Genomic DNA, 16,431 nt, shown 5'->3' with positions numbered 1-16,431 from the left:
CGACGGCCGGCGACGGGCGGTGCCGGCGGCCAAACCGTCCTCCCGGGTACGGATGTCCGCGGCGCAGCGCCGGGAGCAGCTCATCGCGACCGCCCGGCAGATCTTCGCCGAGCGCGGCTTCGACGCCACGTCGATCGAGGAGGTGGCGGCCCGGGCGAAGGTCTCCAAGCCGGTGGTCTACGAGCACTTCGGCGGCAAGGAGGGCCTGTACGCGGTGGTGGTGGACCGGGAGGTCCGCGCCCTGCTGGACCGGATCACCACGGCGCTCACCGCCGGGCACCCCCGGGAACTGCTGGAGCAGGCGGCACTGGCGCTGCTCAGCTACATCGAGGAGGAGACCAGCGGCTTCCGGGTGCTGGTCCGGGAGTCGCCGCTGCTCTCCGCGACCGGCAACTTCAGCAGCGTGCTCAACGACGTGGCCCACCAGGTCGAGCACATCCTCGGTGCCGAGTTCAAGAGCCGGGGGTACGACCCGAAGCTGGCCGAGCTGTACTCGCAGGCGCTGGTGGGCATGGTGGCGCTCACCGGGCGCTGGTGGCTGGAGGTGCGTCGGCCCCGCAAGGAGACGGTGGCGGCGCACCTGGTGAACCTGGCCTGGAACGGCCTGTCGCACCTGGAGGCGCAACCCGGGCTGATCACCGTCCGGGGCCGCTGAGGGCCGGAGCGACCGGGGCCGTCGGGAGCGGCCCGGTGGCGGCAGGCTGACGGCTCAGCGTGGGCTGGCGATGGTGTGGTTGCGGCCCCGCCGTTCGGCCTCGGCGTGGTCGGCCGGGCCGACCTTGTCGTACAGACCGGTGGCGAGCAGCAGCAGCCCGAAGATCATCGACACGATGACCGTGGACATCGAGAAGTTCAGGAAGTTCGCGCTGGTCTGGAGCACGCTCATCATCGCCACTCCGGTGACCATGAAGACCACCCCGGCGGTCAGGTTCATGTAGTGGCCGAGGTTGCCCCGGCGGGACGCGCCGACCAGCAGCACGATCCCGAAGGCCACCGAGGCCAGCGAGAAGGCCAGGTTGGTCCGTAGCCCCAGCGCCCAGTGGCTGCCCCGGTCGAACAGCGGCTGCCCCCAGGTCTCCACCAGGCCCCAGACCCCGAAGACCAGGATGTACGCGCCGACGAGGCCGGCGAAGGCCCGGTACAGCGGACGCGCCGGATGGTTGACCGGAAAGTGCGGCATGACACCCTCCTCCGTCTTCGGTGACCGATCTCCCGGATTGTCACCTGGAACGGGGGAGGGTGTCCGGCGAACCGCCGCGCGCCGTCGTCGGAATCCGCCGCGGCCATGGCTCCGATGGCCGTCGTGGCCAGCACCGTCCGCGAGCCTCGTCGCGGGCGAACCCGGCGTCCGGGCCGTCAGAGCAGCAGGCGGGCGTCCTGCCAGGCCTTCTGGTCCTCCTCGGTGCCGACCTTGCCGTACATGCCGACCATCAGCAGGACCAGGCCGAGCAGCATGGTCACGACCACGGTGGCGACGCTGAAGTTGAGGATGTTCGCGTCGGTCTGGAGGAACGCCAGGCTGAACATGGCGATCACCATCAGGCCGTACGCGGTGTACTGGTTGATCGCCACGTCCCGGTTGCGGCCGAGCGCGGTGCCGGCCAGGACGAGCGCCCCGATCAGGATGCTGAGCAGCGAGAAAGCGAGATTGGTCCCCTGGCCCAGGGCCTTGGTGTCATCCTGGGCGAAGAACTCGTCGCCGAGGCTCGCGATGACGCCGAGCACACCGAAGACCACCAGGTACAGACCGGTCAGCCCGCCGATCGCCCGGTAGATCGGCCGCGCGGGATGGTTGACGGGGGTGTGGGCCATGTCTGAGTCTCCAACGCCGAACGGATGAGGGTTCGCGAACGATTCTCCCGCATCGCGGGTGACGCTGCTGCAACGGACCCCACCCGACGGGCCCCGGACGGCCGGCTCGGGCGGGAGCCGGTCGAGGTGGCGGCCGTCGGCGGGATCTCCCGACGGGTCCGGAGGCGGTCAGCTCCCGGGGATCTCCTCGGCCAGCGTGAGCCAGGTCTCCTCGGTCTGCTCCCGTTCGGCGCGTACCTCCTTGAGCTGGGCGTCGAGTTCGGCGACCTTCGCGTAGTCGGTGGCGTGCGTGGCGAGCTGGTCGAGCAGGGCGGTCTCCTTCTGCTCCAGCTTGCCGAGCTGCCGTTCCAGCCGGGTCAGCTCCTTGCGGGCCTGCCGGGCCTCGGCCGCCGACATGCCGGCGGTCGCGGCGGGGGTCGGGCCGGTCGCCGGGGTGGCGTCGGCGCGGGCCGGCGCGGTGCGCCCGGCGGCGCGGGCCAGGTATTCGTCGACCCCGCCGGGCAGGTGCACCAGCCGGCCGTCGCCGAACATGCCGTACGCGACGTCGGTGACCCGCTCGATCAGGTACCGGTCGTGGCTGGCCACGATCACCGTGCCGGGCCAGGAGTCGAGCAGGTCCTCCAGGGCAGCCAGGGTGTCGGTGTCCAGGTCGTTGGTCGGCTCGTCGAAGAGCAGCACGTTGGGTTCGGCGGCGAGCAGTCGCAGCATCTGCAACCGGCGGCGTTCCCCACCGGACAGGTCGCCGACCGGGGTCCAGAGCCGCCGGTCGTCGAAACCGAACGTCTCGGCGAGCTGCGCGGCGGAGATCTCCCGGTCGCCGAGCTGGACCCGCCGGGCCACCTCCTCCACCGCCTCCAGCACCCGCAGCTCGCTCGGCAGCTCGGCCAGCTCCTGGGAGAGGAACGCCGGCCGGACCGTGGAGCCGGTGCCGAGCCGCCCGCCGTCCGGGCGGGTCACCCCGGCGAGCATCCGCAGCAGGGTGGTCTTGCCGGCCCCGTTCGCGCCGAGGATGGCGATCCGGTCACCGGGGCCGACCTGCCAGGTGACGTCGTGCAGGATCTCCTTCGGGCCGGCGTGCAGGGTGACCTGCTCCAGGTCGTACACCTGCTTGCCGAGCCGGGCGGTGGCGAGCCGTTGCAGCGACATGGTGTCGCGCGGCGGCGGGACGTCGTCGATCAGCGCGTTGGCCGCGTCGATCCGGAACTTCGGCTTGGAGGTCCGGGCCGGCGGGCCGCGCCGCAGCCAGGCGATCTCCTTGCGGAGCAGGTTCTGCCGGCGGGCCTCGGTGGCGGCGGCGACCCGTTCCCGTTCGGCGCGGGCCAGCGTCCAGGCGGCGAAGCCGCCCTCGTAGGCGCGGACCGTCTGGTCGGCGACCTCCCAGGTGTTGGTGCAGACCGCGTCGAGGAACCAGCGGTCGTGGGTGACCACCACCAGCGCGCCCCGGCGGCCGAGCAGGTGCTTCGCCAGCCAGTCGACGCCGCCGACGTCCAGGTGGTTGGTGGGCTCGTCCAGGATGAGCAGGTCGGACTCGCGGACCAGCAGCGCCGCGAGCGCCACCCGCCGCCGCTCCCCGCCGGACATCGGGCCGACCGGCTGGTCGAGACCCAGGTACGGCATGCCCAGCCCGTCCAGGATGGCCCGCACCCCGGCGTCGCCGGCCCACTCGTGTTCGGCCCCCATGCTCTCGCCCAGCCAGGCGGTGCCGAGCACCACGTCCCGGACGGTGGCCTCGGGGGTCAGCGTCAACGCCTGCGGCAGCCAGGCCACCCGCAGATCACGGCGGTGGGTGACCCGCCCGTCGTCCGGCTCCTCCTGCTTGGTCAGCATCCGCAGCAGGGTCGACTTGCCGGCCCCGTTCAGCCCCACCACGCCGATCCGGTCGGCGTCGTCCAGGCCGAGCGAGACGTCGGTGAGCAGCGGCCCGGCCGCGCCGTACCCCTTGGACACCCGGTCCAGGTTGACGATGTTGGCCACTACCCCACCTCTCATGATCAAGGCGTCCCGGTGCGGTGTCGGGCACCACGGGACGCCGGCACCAAGCCTAGCCGCCCGTCCCGGCCCGCCCCGCTCCGAGACCGACTCGCCGCCGGCCCACGCCCCCCGCCGGCCCACGCCCGGTGCCGCGCCCCGACCCGGGTCCGGTGCGCGCCCGACCTGGACCCGGTGCGCGCCCCGACCCGCCGCGGGCCGGCGAACGACTCACCAGTTGCGGCAGATCGGCGTCGTCCCTGCCACCGTCAGGCCCCTTGTGCCGCAAACCGGCACCGCGAACCAGCAACCAGCACGCCGGGAGGAGCCGCTCCAGCCGGGGGACGTGGGTCAGGCGATCCGGGCGCCGGCCACCGGGCCGTGGGCGGTACGCGCCTGCCGGCACACTCCGGCCGCCGCCAGCTCGCCGGCGATCCGTTCGGCGTCGGCGGCGTCCCGGGTGAGGAAGACACAGGTGGGGCCGGACCCGGAGACGATGCCGGCGAGCGCGCCGGCTGCCTCGCCGGCTTTCAGCGTGTCGGCCAGCGCCGGCCGCAGCGACAGGGCGGCGGCCTGGAGGTCGTTGCCGAGGGCGGCGGCCAGGACCGCCGGGTCCCGCTGACGGAGCGCGGCCAGCAGCCCGTCGGTGCTGCCGATCGGCTCGGGGGCGGTGCCCCGGTCGCGGAGCCGGTCGAGTTCCCGGTACGCCTCGGGAGTGGAGATGCCGCCGTCGGCGATCGCCACCACCCAGTGCCAGGAGGTGGGGCGGGCCAGTACCGGGCTGACCGCCTCGCCCCGGCCGGTGCCGAGGGCGGTGCCGCCGTGGATCAGGAACGGCACGTCGGAGCCGAGGGTGGCGGCGATCGCGGCCAGCTCGTCGCGGGCCAGGCCGGTGCCCCAGAGGGTGTCGCAGGCGACCAGGGTGGCGGCGGCGTCCGCGCTGCCCCCGGCCAGCCCGCCGGCCAGCGGGATCTGCTTACGCAGGTGCAGTCGGGCGTGCGCGGGCCGCCCGGCGTACGCGGCCAGCGCACGGGCGGCCCGGATCACCAGGTTGCTGTCGTCCAGGGCCAGCTCGCCGGTGCCCTCGCCCTCCATGGTCAGGCTGAGGGTGTCACCCCGGCGGGCGGTCAGCTCGTCGTGGATGGAGATGGCGTGGTAGACGGTGTTCAGCTCGTGGTAGCCGTCGGCGCGCAGCGGCCCCACCCCGAGCCGTAGGTTGATCTTGGCCGGCACCCGGACCCGGACCGGACCGCTGGCGGCCCGGGGATCGTCGCCGTCCGGCCGCCACGCCTCGGTCACGGGGTGACGCCCCGGACGCGCAGCCGGATGTCGAACGACTTCTCCATGATCAGCTCCTCGGCGAACACGGCGTCAGCCTACTGGGCGGCGGGCGTACCGGTCGGAGCCGACGCGGCGATCGCGGCGAACTGCTCGACGGTCAGCGACTCGCCCCGGGCGCCGGGGTCCACGCCGGCCGCGACGAGCGCCGCCGCGGCCCGGTCCGCGCCACCGGCCCAGCCGGCCAGCGCGGCGCGCAGCGTCTTGCGGCGCTGCGCGAACGCCGCGTCCACCACCGCGAAGACCCGCTGCCGGGGTACGTCCGGCCGGGGCGGCTCGCGCCGGGTGAAGGCGACCAGCCCGGAGTCGACGTTCGGCACCGGCCAGAACACGTTCGGCGGGACCTTCCCGGCCGGGCGGGCGTGGGCGTGCCAGGCGAGCTTGACCGACGGGATGCCGTACACCTTGGAGCCGGGGCCGGCGACCAGCCGGTCGGCCACCTCCTTCTGCACCATCACCAGCCCGTGCCGCAGGCTGGGCAGCTCGGCGAGCAGGTGCAGCACCACCGGTACGGCCACGTTGTACGGCAGGTTCGCCACCAGCGCGGTCGGGGCCGGGTCGGCCAGGTCGGCGGCGGTGACCCGCAGCGCGTCGGCCCGGTGCACGGTGAGCCGGGCGGCGGCCTCCGGGCCGACGAACCGGGCGGCGGTGGCCGGCAGTGCCCCGGCCAGCGCCGGGTCGATCTCCACGGCGTGCACGTGCCCGGCGGTCGGGAGCAGCCCGAGGGTGAGCGAGCCCAGCCCCGGGCCGACCTCCAGCGCCACGTCGTCCGGGGCCAACCCGGCGGCGGTGACGATCCGGCGCACGGTGTTCGGGTCGTGCACGAAGTTCTGGCCGAGCTTCTTGGTCGGCGCCACGCCGAGCTGGGCGGCCAACTCCCGGATCTCCGCCGGGCCGAGCAGGTCTGCGGCCATGGCCCCACAGCCTACGTGCGTCCCCGCCGGGCCCCGCCCGCCGGGCGGGGTCGCGCGGGACCGGCCCCGGCACCGTACCGCCGCCGGGGCCGGGCCTCCCCGTCACGCCGACCGGCAACCCGGGCCGGCGACGCCACCGCCGCCCCACCGGCCGACGGCTACCGCCGGCGGACCGGTCGGTTCAGCCGGCCGGGAAGTGGCAGGCGGCGAGGCTGCCGCCGGCGCCGGTGACGGTGGGCGGCTCGGTGGTGCGGCAGATTTCTTGGGCGATCGGGCAGCGGGTGTGGAAGCGGCAGCCGGGCGGCGGGGCGACCGGGCTGGGCGGGTCGCCGACCAGGGTGACCCGCTGCCGGCCGCGCTGGGACGGGTGCCGGACCGGCACCGAGCCGAGCAGCGCCCGGGTGTACGGGTGGGCCGGCTGCCCGTACACCGCCGTGGCCGACCCGACCTCGGCGATCCGGCCCAGGTACATCACCGCCACCCGGTGCGACACGTGCCGGACCACCCCGAGGTCGTGGGCGATGAAGACCAGGGCCAGCCCGAGCCGCCGCTGGAGTTCGGCGAGCAGGTTGACCACCTGAGCCTGTACCGACACGTCCAGCGCGGAGACCGGCTCGTCGCAGACCACCACCCGGGGTTCGGTGGCCAGGGCGCGGGCGATGCCGATGCGTTGCCGCTGTCCGCCGGAGAACTCGTGCGGGAAGCGGTGCATCATGTCCGGCGCCAGCCCGACGAGGTGGAGCAGTTCGGCGACCCGGTCCCGGCGGGCGGCGGTGCCGCGTACCAGGCGGTGCACGTCGAGTGGTTCGGCGATCAGGTCGAGCACCGGCAGCCGGGGGTTGAGCGAGGTCAGTGGGTCCTGGAAGACCATCTGGACGGCCCGGCGCAGCTCGCGGCGACGGCCGCCCCGGGTGGTGGCCAGGTCGCTGCCGGCGAAGCGGACCGACCCGGTGTCCGGGCGTTCCAGCCCGACCAGCATCCGGGCCAGGGTGGACTTGCCGCAGCCGGACTCGCCGACCACCCCGAGCGTCTCGCCGGCGGCCACGGTCAGGTCGACCCCGTCGACGGCGTGCACCCGGGCGGATCCGGTGCCCCGGCCGGCCCGGTACGACTTGCGCACGTCGCTGGCGACCAGCAGCGGCTCACCGACCGGCCCGCTCCCGGCCGGCGCGGCAGGGGTGTCGGCCGCCGGAGCGGGTGAGCCGGACCGCGCGGCCAGGGCCGGCGCGGCGGGGGGACGGCCGGCGGGGTCGTCAGACGGCGGCATCGGCGTCCTCCTCGGGGTGGTGGCAGGCGACGGTCCGGTCGGGGCCGGTCAGTGGTCGGCGCGGCGGCCGGCTGGCACGGCACCGGTCGTCGGCGCGGGCGCAGCGGGGGTGGAACGCGCAGCCGTCAGGGAGCGCGAGCAGGTTGGGCGGGCTGCCGGGGATCGGCCGGAGCGGTTCACCGGGGTCCAGCAGGTCGGGTACGGAGCGCAGCAGCGCGGCGGTGTACGGGTGGGCCGGGTGGTCCAGGGTGTCGGCGACGGTGCCGGTCTCGACGATGCGGCCGGCGTACATGACCGCGACCCGGTCGGCGAGTTCGGCGGCGACGCCCAGGTCGTGGGTGATCAGCAGGACGCCCATGCCGAGTTCCTGGCGGAGCCGGTCGATGAGGTCGAGGATCTGCGCCTGCACGGTGACGTCGAGGGCGGTGGTGGGCTCGTCGGCGATCAGCAGCCGGGGGCCGAGCGCGACGGCCATCGCGATCAGGATGCGTTGCCGCATGCCGCCGGAGAACTGGTGCGGGAAGTCGCGGACCCGGCGGTCCGGGGCGGGGATGCCGACCAGCCGGAGCAGTTCCACCGCCTCGGCGCGGGCGGCCCGCCGGGACGCGCCACGGTGCAGCCGGAACACCTCGCCGAGCTGGTCGCCGATGGAGAGCACCGGGTTGAGGGCGGACAGCGCGTCCTGGAAGACCAGGGCCATGGTGCTGCCGCGCAGCGTACGGACGTGGTCCGGGTCGCCGGTGGCGACGTCGTGTCCGGCGACCTCGATCCGGTCGGCACGCACCTGGACGTTCCCGCCGTCGAGCAGGCCCATGACCGCGCGGGCGGTGACGGACTTGCCGGATCCGGACTCGCCGAGCAGCACGAGTACCTCGCCGGCCGCCACGTCCAGGTCGACGCCGCGGACGGCGGGCACGTCGCCGCGTCGGGTGGTGAAGGTGACGTCGAGGCCGCGTACCCGCAGCGCCGTCCCGTGCCGGGCGGCCACCTCGGGACCGGTGACTGTGCGTGTCGGCCGTGGACTCACCGGACCCCCTTGGTTTCCGCCAGATTTCGTGACGTGACGATTTCTGGCACCGATCCCCCGATCAGCGCCGGAGATGGACTGCATATTGACACGTCACGCCTGATCCTGGCAATGTCTCGTCGCACAGCGCCGACATTCAGCACCGAGACCGGCCCCCCGCGACGGATTCTCCCGCCACCACCGAGGGCCGATCGACGAACACCGAAGGGAGAAACCGGGTGCTCGACCCCGCCCCGCGTTACACCGGGTACACGTCCTACAGCTACCTGGAGGCCGGCTCCGACTACCGGGAGTTCGCGCTCGCGCCGGAACTCGACCGGGTGCCGGCGTACCAGGGCGTCGCGCTCTCGGACGCCCAGCGCGAGCGGGTCGTCCGGTTGCTCACCGACGAGATCGTCATCTCCCTGCACGACCACCCGTCGGTCTTCCCGGCCGACATCAGCGAGACCGTCGACTACAACCGCACCGCCCGGCACCGGACCGGCTACGCCGGCCTGGCCCGGTCCGGGATGACCGCCGTCTTCGACAACCTGATGGACGGCACCTGCTGCGTGACCAGCCAGATGGGCTGGAAGTGGACCGACGTGGTCGCCGACCTGGGGATGCGGCTGTCCGACCTGGCCCACCAGGACTACCTGATCCGGGTGGAGAACCTGGCCGACATCCGGTACGCGCACGAGACCGGCCGGATGGGTCTGGTGCTCGCCACCGAGGCGGCCACCATGATCGAGAACGAGCTGGACCGGATCGACATGCTCTACGGCTTCGGGGTCCGGCAGATGGGCATCGCCTACAGCGAGGCGAACACGCTCGGCGGCGGCCTCAAGGAGCGCCGCGACGGCGGACTGACCTACTTCGGGGAGAAGGCGGTCCGCCGGATGAACAAGCTGGGCATCGCCATCGACGTCTCACACTCCGGCGACCGTACCTCGCTGGACACCATCGCCCACTCCACCAAGCCGATCTTCATCACGCACGCCGGCTCCCGCACGGTGTGGCCCACCAACCGGATGAAGCCGGACGACGTGATCGTGGCCTGCGCGGAGCGGGGCGGCGTGATCGGCCTGGAAGCGGCACCGCACACCACCCTCTCCGCCGCCCACCCCCGGCACTCCATCGAGTCGGTGATGGACCACTTCGTCCACTGCGTGGACCTGGTCGGCATCGACCACGTGGCGTTCGGCCCGGACACCCTCTTCGGGGACCACGTCGGGCTGCACGACACCTTCGCCGCACACCTGTCCATCGCCGAGGCGCACGGACACGTCGAGCACCCCCGGGTGCCCTACGTCGACGGTCTGGAGAACCCGGCCGAGTGCTACTGGAACATCGTCTCCTGGCTGGTCAGCCGCGACTACTCGGACGACGAGATCAGCAAGGTCCTGGGGGGCAACATCCTGCGCGTTCTTGAGGAGGTCTGGCACTGATGCGTGGCACCCTGCGGACCCTCGCCACGGCGATGGGCCTGCTGTCGATAGGGCTGGCGACCGCCTGTTCGCCCAGCAACCCGGACTCCGGCGGGGAGTCCGGCGGACCCGACCGGCTGGTCATCGGCACCACCGCCGACGTGGTCAACTACAACCCGCTGGTCGGCAACAGCCGGACCGACACCTGGGTCACCAACCTGATGTACCCGCGCCTGATGGGCATGGGCCTCGACGGCGTACGGACGCCGTACCTGGCCACCGAGTGGGCGTACGCGCCGGACGGCAAGAGCGCCACGGTGACCCTGCGCGACGACTTCACCTGGAGCGACGGGGAGAAGGTCACCGCCGACGACGTGGTCTTCACCATCGAGGCGGTCGCCAAGGAGAAGATCGGTGTGGTCGCCGGCCTGATCCCGGCCTTCCAGAAGGCGACCGCGGTCTCCCCGACCAAGGTCGAGTTCACCCTCTCCCAGGCCGACGGCACGTTCCTGGAGAACGTCGGCTTCTGGATGCCGATCGTGCCCGAGCACGTCTTCGGCAAGGTCGGCAGCGTCCAGGAGTTCGCCAACGACGCCAACTGGGTGTCCGCCGGCCCGTACCAGCTCACCACCGTCGAGCGCGGCCAGCGGTACGTGCTCAAGCGGATGGCGGACTACCCGCTGGTCGACGGCGGGCCGAAGGCCGCCGAGGTGGTGTTCCGGGTCTTCCCGGACGTCAACACCGAGGCGCTGGCGCTGCGCAACGGCGAGATCGACCTGATCGCCAACGCGCTGCCCCCGGCCCTGGCGAAGACGCTGGAGGGCGACAGCAAGCTCAAGCTGGTCAAGGTGCCGTCGCTGGGCTGGGCGCACATGCAGTACAACCTGGCCCGCAAGCCGCTGGACCAGCTCGCCGTCCGGCAGGCCCTGGCGGCGGCGGTGGACTACGAGGCGATCCGCCGGGTGGCGTTGCAGGGGTCGGCGGTGTCGTCGAACTCCTCGGTGCTCACCCCGACCCTGAAGCAGTGGCAGGACCCGTCGGCCACCGAGTACGCGCACGACCCGGCGAAGGCCCGGCAGCTGCTCACCGGCGCGGGCTTCACCGACGGCAACGCCGACGGGCTGTTCGACGGGCTCAGCCTGCGCATGATCTACGACCAGGCCGACCCGAACATCGCCAAGTGGGCGCAGCTGGTGCGGGACTCCAGCAAGGAGGCCGGCATCGAGATCAAGCTGGAGGGCCTGGAGCGCAACACGTACCTGGCGAAGACCAAGGAACGGGACTACGACATCTACGCCGGCTCCTGGGCGATCATGGAGAACCCGCCGGCCAACCTGACCCTGGCCTTCACCTGCAAGGGGTTCATCAACTACGCCAACGCCTGCGACCCGGCGCTGGACAAGCTGATCAACGAGTCCCGGGGCTACCTGGACCAGGCGCAGCAGAAGACCGCGATCCAGGCCGCCGCGAAGATCATCTCGGAGCAGGTGTACGACAACGTGCTCTACGTCGAGGAGTTCACCTTCGCCCACTCGGCGGACTGGTCGGGCTTCCTCGTCCAGCCGAGCGAGCTGCTCTCCATCGTCAACCCGCAGTCGCTGGCCCAGGCCACCGACAACTGACCGTACGGAAGGGCCCCCGGGCACCAGGGGGCCCTTCCGTACACCCCGACCCCGCGAAGGAGGCGCCGTGTCCGCCGGTATCCGATTCGTCGTACGCCGCCTGCTGCGCGGCCTGTTGACCATGTGGTTCGCGGTCACCGTGACGTTCTTCCTGCTCCGCCTCCTGCCCGGTGACCCGGCGCTGGCCATCGCCGACCCCGGCATGACCGAGGAACTCCGCGCCGACCTGCTCCGCGACTACGGCCTGGACCGGCCGCTGGGCGTGCAGTACTGGGAGTACCTGACCCAACTGGCCCAGGGCAACCTCGGGGTCTCCTTCCGGCAGAACCAGCCGGTACTGGACATCCTGCTGGAACGGCTGCCGTGGACGCTGCTGCTGGCCGGCTCCGCGCTGGCGGTCACCGTCGCGCTCGGCATCCCGCTCGGCGTGGCCGCCGCCACCCGCGCCAAGGGCACCCTGGACCGGCTCATCCAGGTCGGCGGGATCACCGGCCAGTCGCTGTTCGTCCCGAGCATCGGGGTGTTCCTGCTGTACGTCTTCGGGGTGCAGTTCGGGCTGCTGCCCATCGGCGGCGCCATCGACGACGACGTGTACGGCCTGGCCGCCTGGGCGAGCATCGCCCAGCACCTGGTGCTGCCCTGCCTGTCGCTGGTGCTGGTGCAGCTCGGCTCGTACGTGCTCACCCTGCGCAGCACGCTGATCGACGCGCTCGGCGAGGACTACTGCACGCTCGCCCGCGCCAAGGGCGTGCCGGAACGCCGGGTGGTCTGGCGGCACGCGCTGCGCAACGCCCTGCTGCCCACCACCACCCTGGTCGGCCTGCAACTCGGCTTCCTGGTCGGCGGCGCGGTGCTCACCGAGAGCATCTACGCCTACCCGGGCGTCGGGCGGAGCATCTTCGAGGCCGTCGGCCAGCTCGACTTCCCGGTGCTCCAGGGCGCCTTCCTGATGCTCGCCTTCGCGGTGATCGTGGCGAACCTGCTCACCGACATCGCGTACGGACTGCTCGACCCGAGGGTACGGACCGCATGACCACTCCCCTGACCCCCGTCCCGCCGGACCCCGCCGTCGGCGGACCGCCGGAGAACACCGTCGGCGGACCCGAGTCCGGCACCGCGCTCGCCCCACCCGAGTCGGTGGGGCAGCAGACCTGGCAGGCGTTCCGCCGCAACCCGCTCGGCCTGGTCAGCGCGGCCGTGCTGGTCGTGCTGATGGTGGTCGCGGTCGCCGCCGGGCTGATCGCCGACTACCCCAGCGGGTACGGCGAGGACGTGCTCGCCGGCCCCAGCGCCGCGCACTGGTTCGGCACCGACGACCTGGGGCGGGACGTCTTCGCCCAGGTGGTCTGGGGTACCCGGGTCAGCATCGTGGTCGGCCTGGCGGCCAGCCTGCTGGCCATCGTGATCGGCGTCCTGGTCGGGGTGGCCGCCGCCTACTTCCGGTGGGCCGACGCCGTCCTCGGCATGATCGTCGACCTGTCGCTGTCGCTGCCGGTACTGCCGTTGATGATCCTGGTCGCCGCGCTGGCCGGGCCGAGCGTGACCACCCTGGTCGTGGTGATCGCCCTGTTCAGTTGGCCCGAGGTGGCCCGGGTGGTCCGCTCGCAGGGGCTGGCCGTGGTGCCGATGCCGTACGTGTCGGCGGCCCGGGTGATCGGCGGCTCGCACCTGTGGATCATCCGGCGGCACGTGCTGCCCGGGGTGGCCCCGGTCATCGCGGTGTCGGTGGTGCTGACCACGTCCCGGGCGGTGCTCTCCGAGGCCGGGCTGTCCTTCCTCGGTCTGGGCGACCCGAACAGCTGGTCCTGGGGGACGATCCTGCACCAGGCCCAGCGCTCCGGGTCGCTGGCCACCGCGTGGTGGACCACCCTCTTCCCGTCCCTGGCCATCCTGCTGCTGGTGGTGGCCACCACCCTGCTCGCCGTGGCGTACAACGACGCCCGCAACCCCCGGACGAGGTGACCTCCCGGTGCGACTGCCACCGTCCTTCTTCACCGCCCTGCACGACCGGGTCCGCGCCGGCCTGGACGAGGCCGGGCTGGACGCGCTGCTGCTGGACGACCCGCTCGACGTGGCGTACCTGACCGGGTTCGCGCACTTCCCGAACGAACGGCCGGTGGTCGTCTACCTGCCCCGGGCGGGCGAGGTGCTGCTACTGGTGCCGGACCTGGAACGGGAGTACGCCGCCGACCAGCGGGCCGCCGCGACCCTGGTGGTCTACCCGGAGTTCCCGGGTGAGCGCAGCCCGTTCGCGGTGCTGGCCGACGCGGTCGACGTGGCACCCCGCCGGCTCGGGCACGCCGCGTCCACCTCGGTCGGCCGGGTCGCCGCCGTCGCCGCCGCCTTCCCCGGGGCCGAGCCGGTGACCAGTGACCTGGTCGGCCGGTTGCGGCTGGTCAAGACGCCCGAGGAGATCGTCCTGCACACCGAGGCGGCCCGGATCGCCGACGCGATGCTCGCCGAGGGGGCCCGCCTGGTCGCCGCCGCCGGCCCCGACGACCTGCCCACCGAGACCGAACTCGCCGGGCACGTCACCCGGTTCGGCACGCGGATGATGTACGCCGAACACGACGACGTGGTGGTCGTGCCGATGCTCACCGGCGGCCTGGTGTACGGCGGCGCGAACTCGGCGCAGCCGCACCGGCTGCCCGGCGGCGACCGGCTGCGCCGGGGTGAGCCGTTCATGCTGTCGCTGGGCTGCGCGGTGGGCGGCCGGTTCGTGGAGAGCGAACGGACCTTCCTGCTCGGTGAGCCCACCGCCGAGCAGCGCCGGTACTACGAGGTGGTCCGGTTGGCGCAGGAGGTCGGCACGGCCGCGCTGCGCCCCGGCACCCGCTGCGTGGACGCCAACCGCGCCTGCCTGGACGTGGTACGCCGGGCCGGGCTCGCCGGGTACCTGCGGCACCGGCAGGGGCACGGCATCGGGCTGGGCTTCCACGAGCCGCCCTGGGTCGCCGACGGCGACGAGACCGTCCTCGAACCGGGCATGGTCCTGTCCAGCGAGCCGGGTGTCTACGTGCCCGGCCACGCCGGCTACCGGATCTCCGACACCGTGCTGGTCACGGCGGACGGCCCGGAGCGGCTGACCAGCTACCCCCGTGACCTCGACCGCATCGTGATCGGAGCCTGACGGACATGTTCGTGGAGATCAACGGCAACCGGCTCAACGTCGACGTGCTCGGCGACGGCCCCGGCAAACCCACCATGATCGTCCACCACGGGGCGCCCGGGCTGGGTTCGCTGGCCGAGCCGCGCGCCTCGTTCGGGCCGTTCGCCGACACGTACCGGGTGGTGGTCTTCGACGCCCGGGGCTCCGGCGTCAGCGAGGGGAACCCGCCGTTCACCCACGAGCAGTGGGCGGCCGACGTGGACGGGCTGCGCGCCTGGGTGGGCGCGGACCGGATCGTGATGGCCGGCGGCTCGTACGGCGGCTTCATCGCCATGGAGTACGCGCTGCGCTACCCGGACCGGGTCGCCGGCTTGGTCCTGCGGGACACCGCCGCCGACCACAGCAACCAGGAACTGGCCCTGCGCAACGCGCTCGCATCGTCCCGGGTCGAGATCGACCGGGCCAAACTGGACCGGATCATGTCCGGCACGGTGCGCGACGACGCCGACCTGAAGGACTGCTGGGCCGAGATCCTCCCGCTCTACGACCACGACCTCGACTGGGCGAAGGTCCGGCTGCGGGTCGAGGCCACCCCCTACCGGTACGCAACGCACAACTACGCGTTCGCCGTCAACCAGCCGAACTACGACATCACCCCGCTGCTGCCCCGGATCACCTGCCCCACCCTGGTCACCGTGGGCCGGCACGACTGGATCACCCCGGTGGCGTGCAGCGAGACCATCGCGTCCCTGGTGCCGGACGCCCGGCTGGTGGTGTTCGAGCACTCCGGACACTCCCCGCAACTCGAAGAGGCCGAACGGTTCCAGTCGGTGGTCCGCGCGTTCCTGGCGGAACTGGCGACGCCTACGGCATGATGCCCATCGACATGTACGACCTCGACCTCACCGACCGGCGCATCGTGGCCGCCCTCCAGGTCAACGGCCGGGCGAGCTGGACGGACATCGCGCAGCTCACCGGCACGTCGGTGACCACCGTGGCCCGCCGCGCCCAGCAGTTGCTCGCCGACGAGCTGGTCAAGGTGGCCGCCGTGCCGCAGCCGGGCGGCGGCGGCCCGGCCGACCTGCTGATCGTCCGGATCCGCTGCTCGCCCGGGAGCCAACTGCCGGCGGCCCAGGCGCTCGCCGCGATGCCCGAGGTGCGCTTCGTCGCCCTGGTCACCGGGGTGTACGACCTGGTCGCCGAGGTGATGGTGCCCAAGGGCACCAGCATGCACAGCGTGCTGCTGAACGGGTTGCAGGCCACACCCGGGGTGCAGGGCAGCGTCGCCGACCTGGAACTGCACACCTACAAGTCCAACCACGAGTGGAGCCAGCACCTGCTCAGCAACGCCGGCCAGCTCGCCGGCCCGCCGCCGGTGCACGACTGCACCCCGGGGCACCTCGACGAACTGGACGAGCGGATCGTGTCCGCCCTCCAGGCCGACGGGCGGGCCAGCTTCCAGGCGGTCGCGCTGGGCCTGGGGGTCAGCGAGAGCACCGTCCGCCGCCGGTTCGAGACGCTGTACCAGGCCGGCTGCGTACAGGTGATCACGCTGGTGCCGGCGGCGGCGCTCGGTTTCGAGGCGGAGATCCTGTTCTGGCTGTCGGTCGCCCCGGCCCGGCTGGACGCGGTGGCCCGGGAACTGGCCGCGCTGCGCGGCGTCCGCTACGTGGCCGCCACCCTCGGGCAGGAGTCGCTGATGTGCGAGGTGATCCTGCCCAGCCACGCCGACGTCTTCGCGTTCACCACCAAGACCCTCGCCGGGATCGACGGCATCCAGGCGTGGACCGCCGGGGTGCAGCTGCTCACCGTGAAGCGCGGCTTCGTGGTCACCCCGTGGGCGGCCCGCCGGCTCAGCGCCGGCACCGCCGTCGACACCCGGGAAGAGGAGAGCCCGGCCCGGGTCGCCCCGCCCCGGGCCGGCGGCAGCAGCGGTCCGCGCACCCCGCGCAGCCGCCGCGGCTGAGG

General features: G+C 73.0%; 15 protein-coding genes. 8 read left to right on the top strand and 7 right to left on the bottom strand.

Annotated elements, in window-relative coordinates; all coding sequences use genetic code 11:
• Positions 1 to 19 precede the first annotated feature (19 nt).
• Entirely contained in the window at positions 20 to 655 is a 636-nt protein-coding gene (locus PVK37_RS10245; protein WP_275035067.1) for a TetR/AcrR family transcriptional regulator, read from the top strand.
• Between the two features lie 54 nt (positions 656 to 709).
• Here the strand turns inward: PVK37_RS10245 and PVK37_RS10240 are convergent, their stop codons facing one another.
• The 7 genes from PVK37_RS10240 to PVK37_RS10210 form a co-directional block, all read right to left on the bottom strand.
• Positions 710 to 1,180 carry a DUF4383 domain-containing protein gene (locus PVK37_RS10240; RefSeq protein WP_275033591.1) on the bottom strand — a complete coding sequence of 157 codons (471 nt, stop codon included), beginning with the start codon at positions 1,178 to 1,180 and terminating at the stop codon, positions 710 to 712.
• A 176-nt stretch (positions 1,181 to 1,356) separates the two neighbouring features.
• Positions 1,357 to 1,812, bottom strand: a complete 456-nt coding sequence (locus PVK37_RS10235) for a DUF4383 domain-containing protein (protein ID WP_275033590.1) — start codon at positions 1,810 to 1,812, stop codon at positions 1,357 to 1,359.
• Positions 1,813 to 1,980: 168 nt separating this feature from the next.
• Positions 1,981 to 3,786, bottom strand: coding sequence for an ABC-F family ATP-binding cassette domain-containing protein (locus PVK37_RS10230; RefSeq protein ID WP_275033589.1), 1,806 nt, complete (start codon positions 3,784 to 3,786; stop codon positions 1,981 to 1,983).
• A gap of 345 nt (positions 3,787 to 4,131) precedes the next feature.
• Entirely contained in the window at positions 4,132 to 5,079 is a 948-nt protein-coding gene (locus PVK37_RS10225; protein WP_275033587.1) for a 4-(cytidine 5'-diphospho)-2-C-methyl-D-erythritol kinase, read from the bottom strand.
• A gap of 77 nt (positions 5,080 to 5,156) precedes the next feature.
• Positions 5,157 to 6,032, bottom strand: coding sequence for a 16S rRNA (adenine(1518)-N(6)/adenine(1519)-N(6))-dimethyltransferase RsmA (gene rsmA, locus PVK37_RS10220; protein WP_275033586.1), 876 nt, complete (start codon positions 6,030 to 6,032; stop codon positions 5,157 to 5,159).
• Positions 6,033 to 6,213: 181 nt separating this feature from the next.
• Positions 6,214 to 7,299: an ABC transporter ATP-binding protein gene (locus PVK37_RS10215; RefSeq protein WP_275033585.1), complete on the bottom strand. Its 1,086-nt coding sequence runs from the start codon at positions 7,297 to 7,299 to the stop codon at positions 6,214 to 6,216.
• The gene (locus PVK37_RS10210) at positions 7,286 to 8,410 is read right to left on the bottom strand and encodes an ABC transporter ATP-binding protein (protein ID WP_480212895.1); all 1,125 of its coding nucleotides are present in this window, start codon (positions 8,408 to 8,410) and stop codon (positions 7,286 to 7,288) included. The genes PVK37_RS10215 and PVK37_RS10210 overlap by 14 nt, the downstream gene beginning before the upstream one ends.
• A gap of 134 nt (positions 8,411 to 8,544) precedes the next feature.
• Between PVK37_RS10210 and PVK37_RS10205 the strand changes: the two genes are divergently transcribed.
• The 7 genes from PVK37_RS10205 (at position 8,545) to PVK37_RS10175 (ending at position 16,429) form a co-directional block, all read left to right on the top strand.
• Complete coding sequence (locus PVK37_RS10205; protein WP_275033583.1) at positions 8,545 to 9,753, top strand: dipeptidase; 1,209 nt, start codon at positions 8,545 to 8,547, stop codon at positions 9,751 to 9,753.
• Positions 9,753 to 11,354, top strand: a complete 1,602-nt coding sequence (locus PVK37_RS10200; protein ID WP_275033582.1) for an ABC transporter substrate-binding protein — start codon at positions 9,753 to 9,755, stop codon at positions 11,352 to 11,354. Before PVK37_RS10205 ends, PVK37_RS10200 begins: the two co-directional genes overlap by 1 nt.
• Before the next feature lie 67 nt (positions 11,355 to 11,421).
• Entirely contained in the window at positions 11,422 to 12,387 is a 966-nt protein-coding gene (locus tag PVK37_RS10195; RefSeq protein ID WP_275033581.1) for an ABC transporter permease, read from the top strand.
• Positions 12,384 to 13,316, top strand: coding sequence for an ABC transporter permease (locus PVK37_RS10190; protein ID WP_275033580.1), 933 nt, complete (start codon positions 12,384 to 12,386; stop codon positions 13,314 to 13,316). The genes PVK37_RS10195 and PVK37_RS10190 overlap by 4 nt, the downstream gene beginning before the upstream one ends.
• 7 nt (positions 13,317 to 13,323) lie before the next feature.
• Positions 13,324 to 14,484: a M24 family metallopeptidase gene (locus tag PVK37_RS10185; protein ID WP_275033579.1), complete on the top strand. Its 1,161-nt coding sequence runs from the start codon at positions 13,324 to 13,326 to the stop codon at positions 14,482 to 14,484.
• Positions 14,485 to 14,489: 5 nt separating this feature from the next.
• Positions 14,490 to 15,338: an alpha/beta fold hydrolase gene (locus tag PVK37_RS10180; RefSeq protein WP_275033578.1), complete on the top strand. Its 849-nt coding sequence runs from the start codon at positions 14,490 to 14,492 to the stop codon at positions 15,336 to 15,338.
• Positions 15,335 to 16,429, top strand: a complete 1,095-nt coding sequence (locus tag PVK37_RS10175; RefSeq protein WP_275033577.1) for an Lrp/AsnC family transcriptional regulator — start codon at positions 15,335 to 15,337, stop codon at positions 16,427 to 16,429. Before PVK37_RS10180 ends, PVK37_RS10175 begins: the two co-directional genes overlap by 4 nt.
• Positions 16,430 to 16,431 lie beyond the last annotated feature (2 nt).

Origin of the sequence: Micromonospora cathayae, assembly GCF_028993575.1 — a bacterium.
Classification (GTDB): Bacteria; Actinomycetota; Actinomycetes; order Mycobacteriales; family Micromonosporaceae; genus Micromonospora; species Micromonospora cathayae.
This window is presented reverse-complemented; position numbering and strand designations above follow the sequence as displayed.

Excerpts from the sequence above, each read along its gene's own strand:
- PVK37_RS10240 (WP_275033591.1), bottom strand. The coding sequence starts at position 1,180 with ATGCCGCACTTTCCGGTCAACCATCCGGCGCGTCCGCTGTACCGGGCC.
- PVK37_RS10235 (WP_275033590.1), bottom strand. The coding sequence starts at position 1,812 with ATGGCCCACACCCCCGTCAACCATCCCGCGCGGCCGATCTACCGGGCG.
- rsmA (WP_275033586.1), bottom strand. The coding sequence starts at position 6,032 with ATGGCCGCAGACCTGCTCGGCCCGGCGGAGATCCGGGAGTTGGCCGCC.
- PVK37_RS10215 (WP_275033585.1), bottom strand. The coding sequence starts at position 7,299 with ATGCCGCCGTCTGACGACCCCGCCGGCCGTCCCCCCGCCGCGCCGGCC.
- PVK37_RS10210 (WP_480212895.1), bottom strand. The coding sequence starts at position 8,410 with ATGCAGTCCATCTCCGGCGCTGATCGGGGGATCGGTGCCAGAAATCGT.
- PVK37_RS10200 (WP_275033582.1), top strand. The coding sequence starts at position 9,753 with ATGCGTGGCACCCTGCGGACCCTCGCCACGGCGATGGGCCTGCTGTCG.
- PVK37_RS10190 (WP_275033580.1), top strand. The coding sequence starts at position 12,384 with ATGACCACTCCCCTGACCCCCGTCCCGCCGGACCCCGCCGTCGGCGGA.
- PVK37_RS10180 (WP_275033578.1), top strand. The coding sequence starts at position 14,490 with ATGTTCGTGGAGATCAACGGCAACCGGCTCAACGTCGACGTGCTCGGC.
- PVK37_RS10175 (WP_275033577.1), top strand. The coding sequence starts at position 15,335 with ATGATGCCCATCGACATGTACGACCTCGACCTCACCGACCGGCGCATC.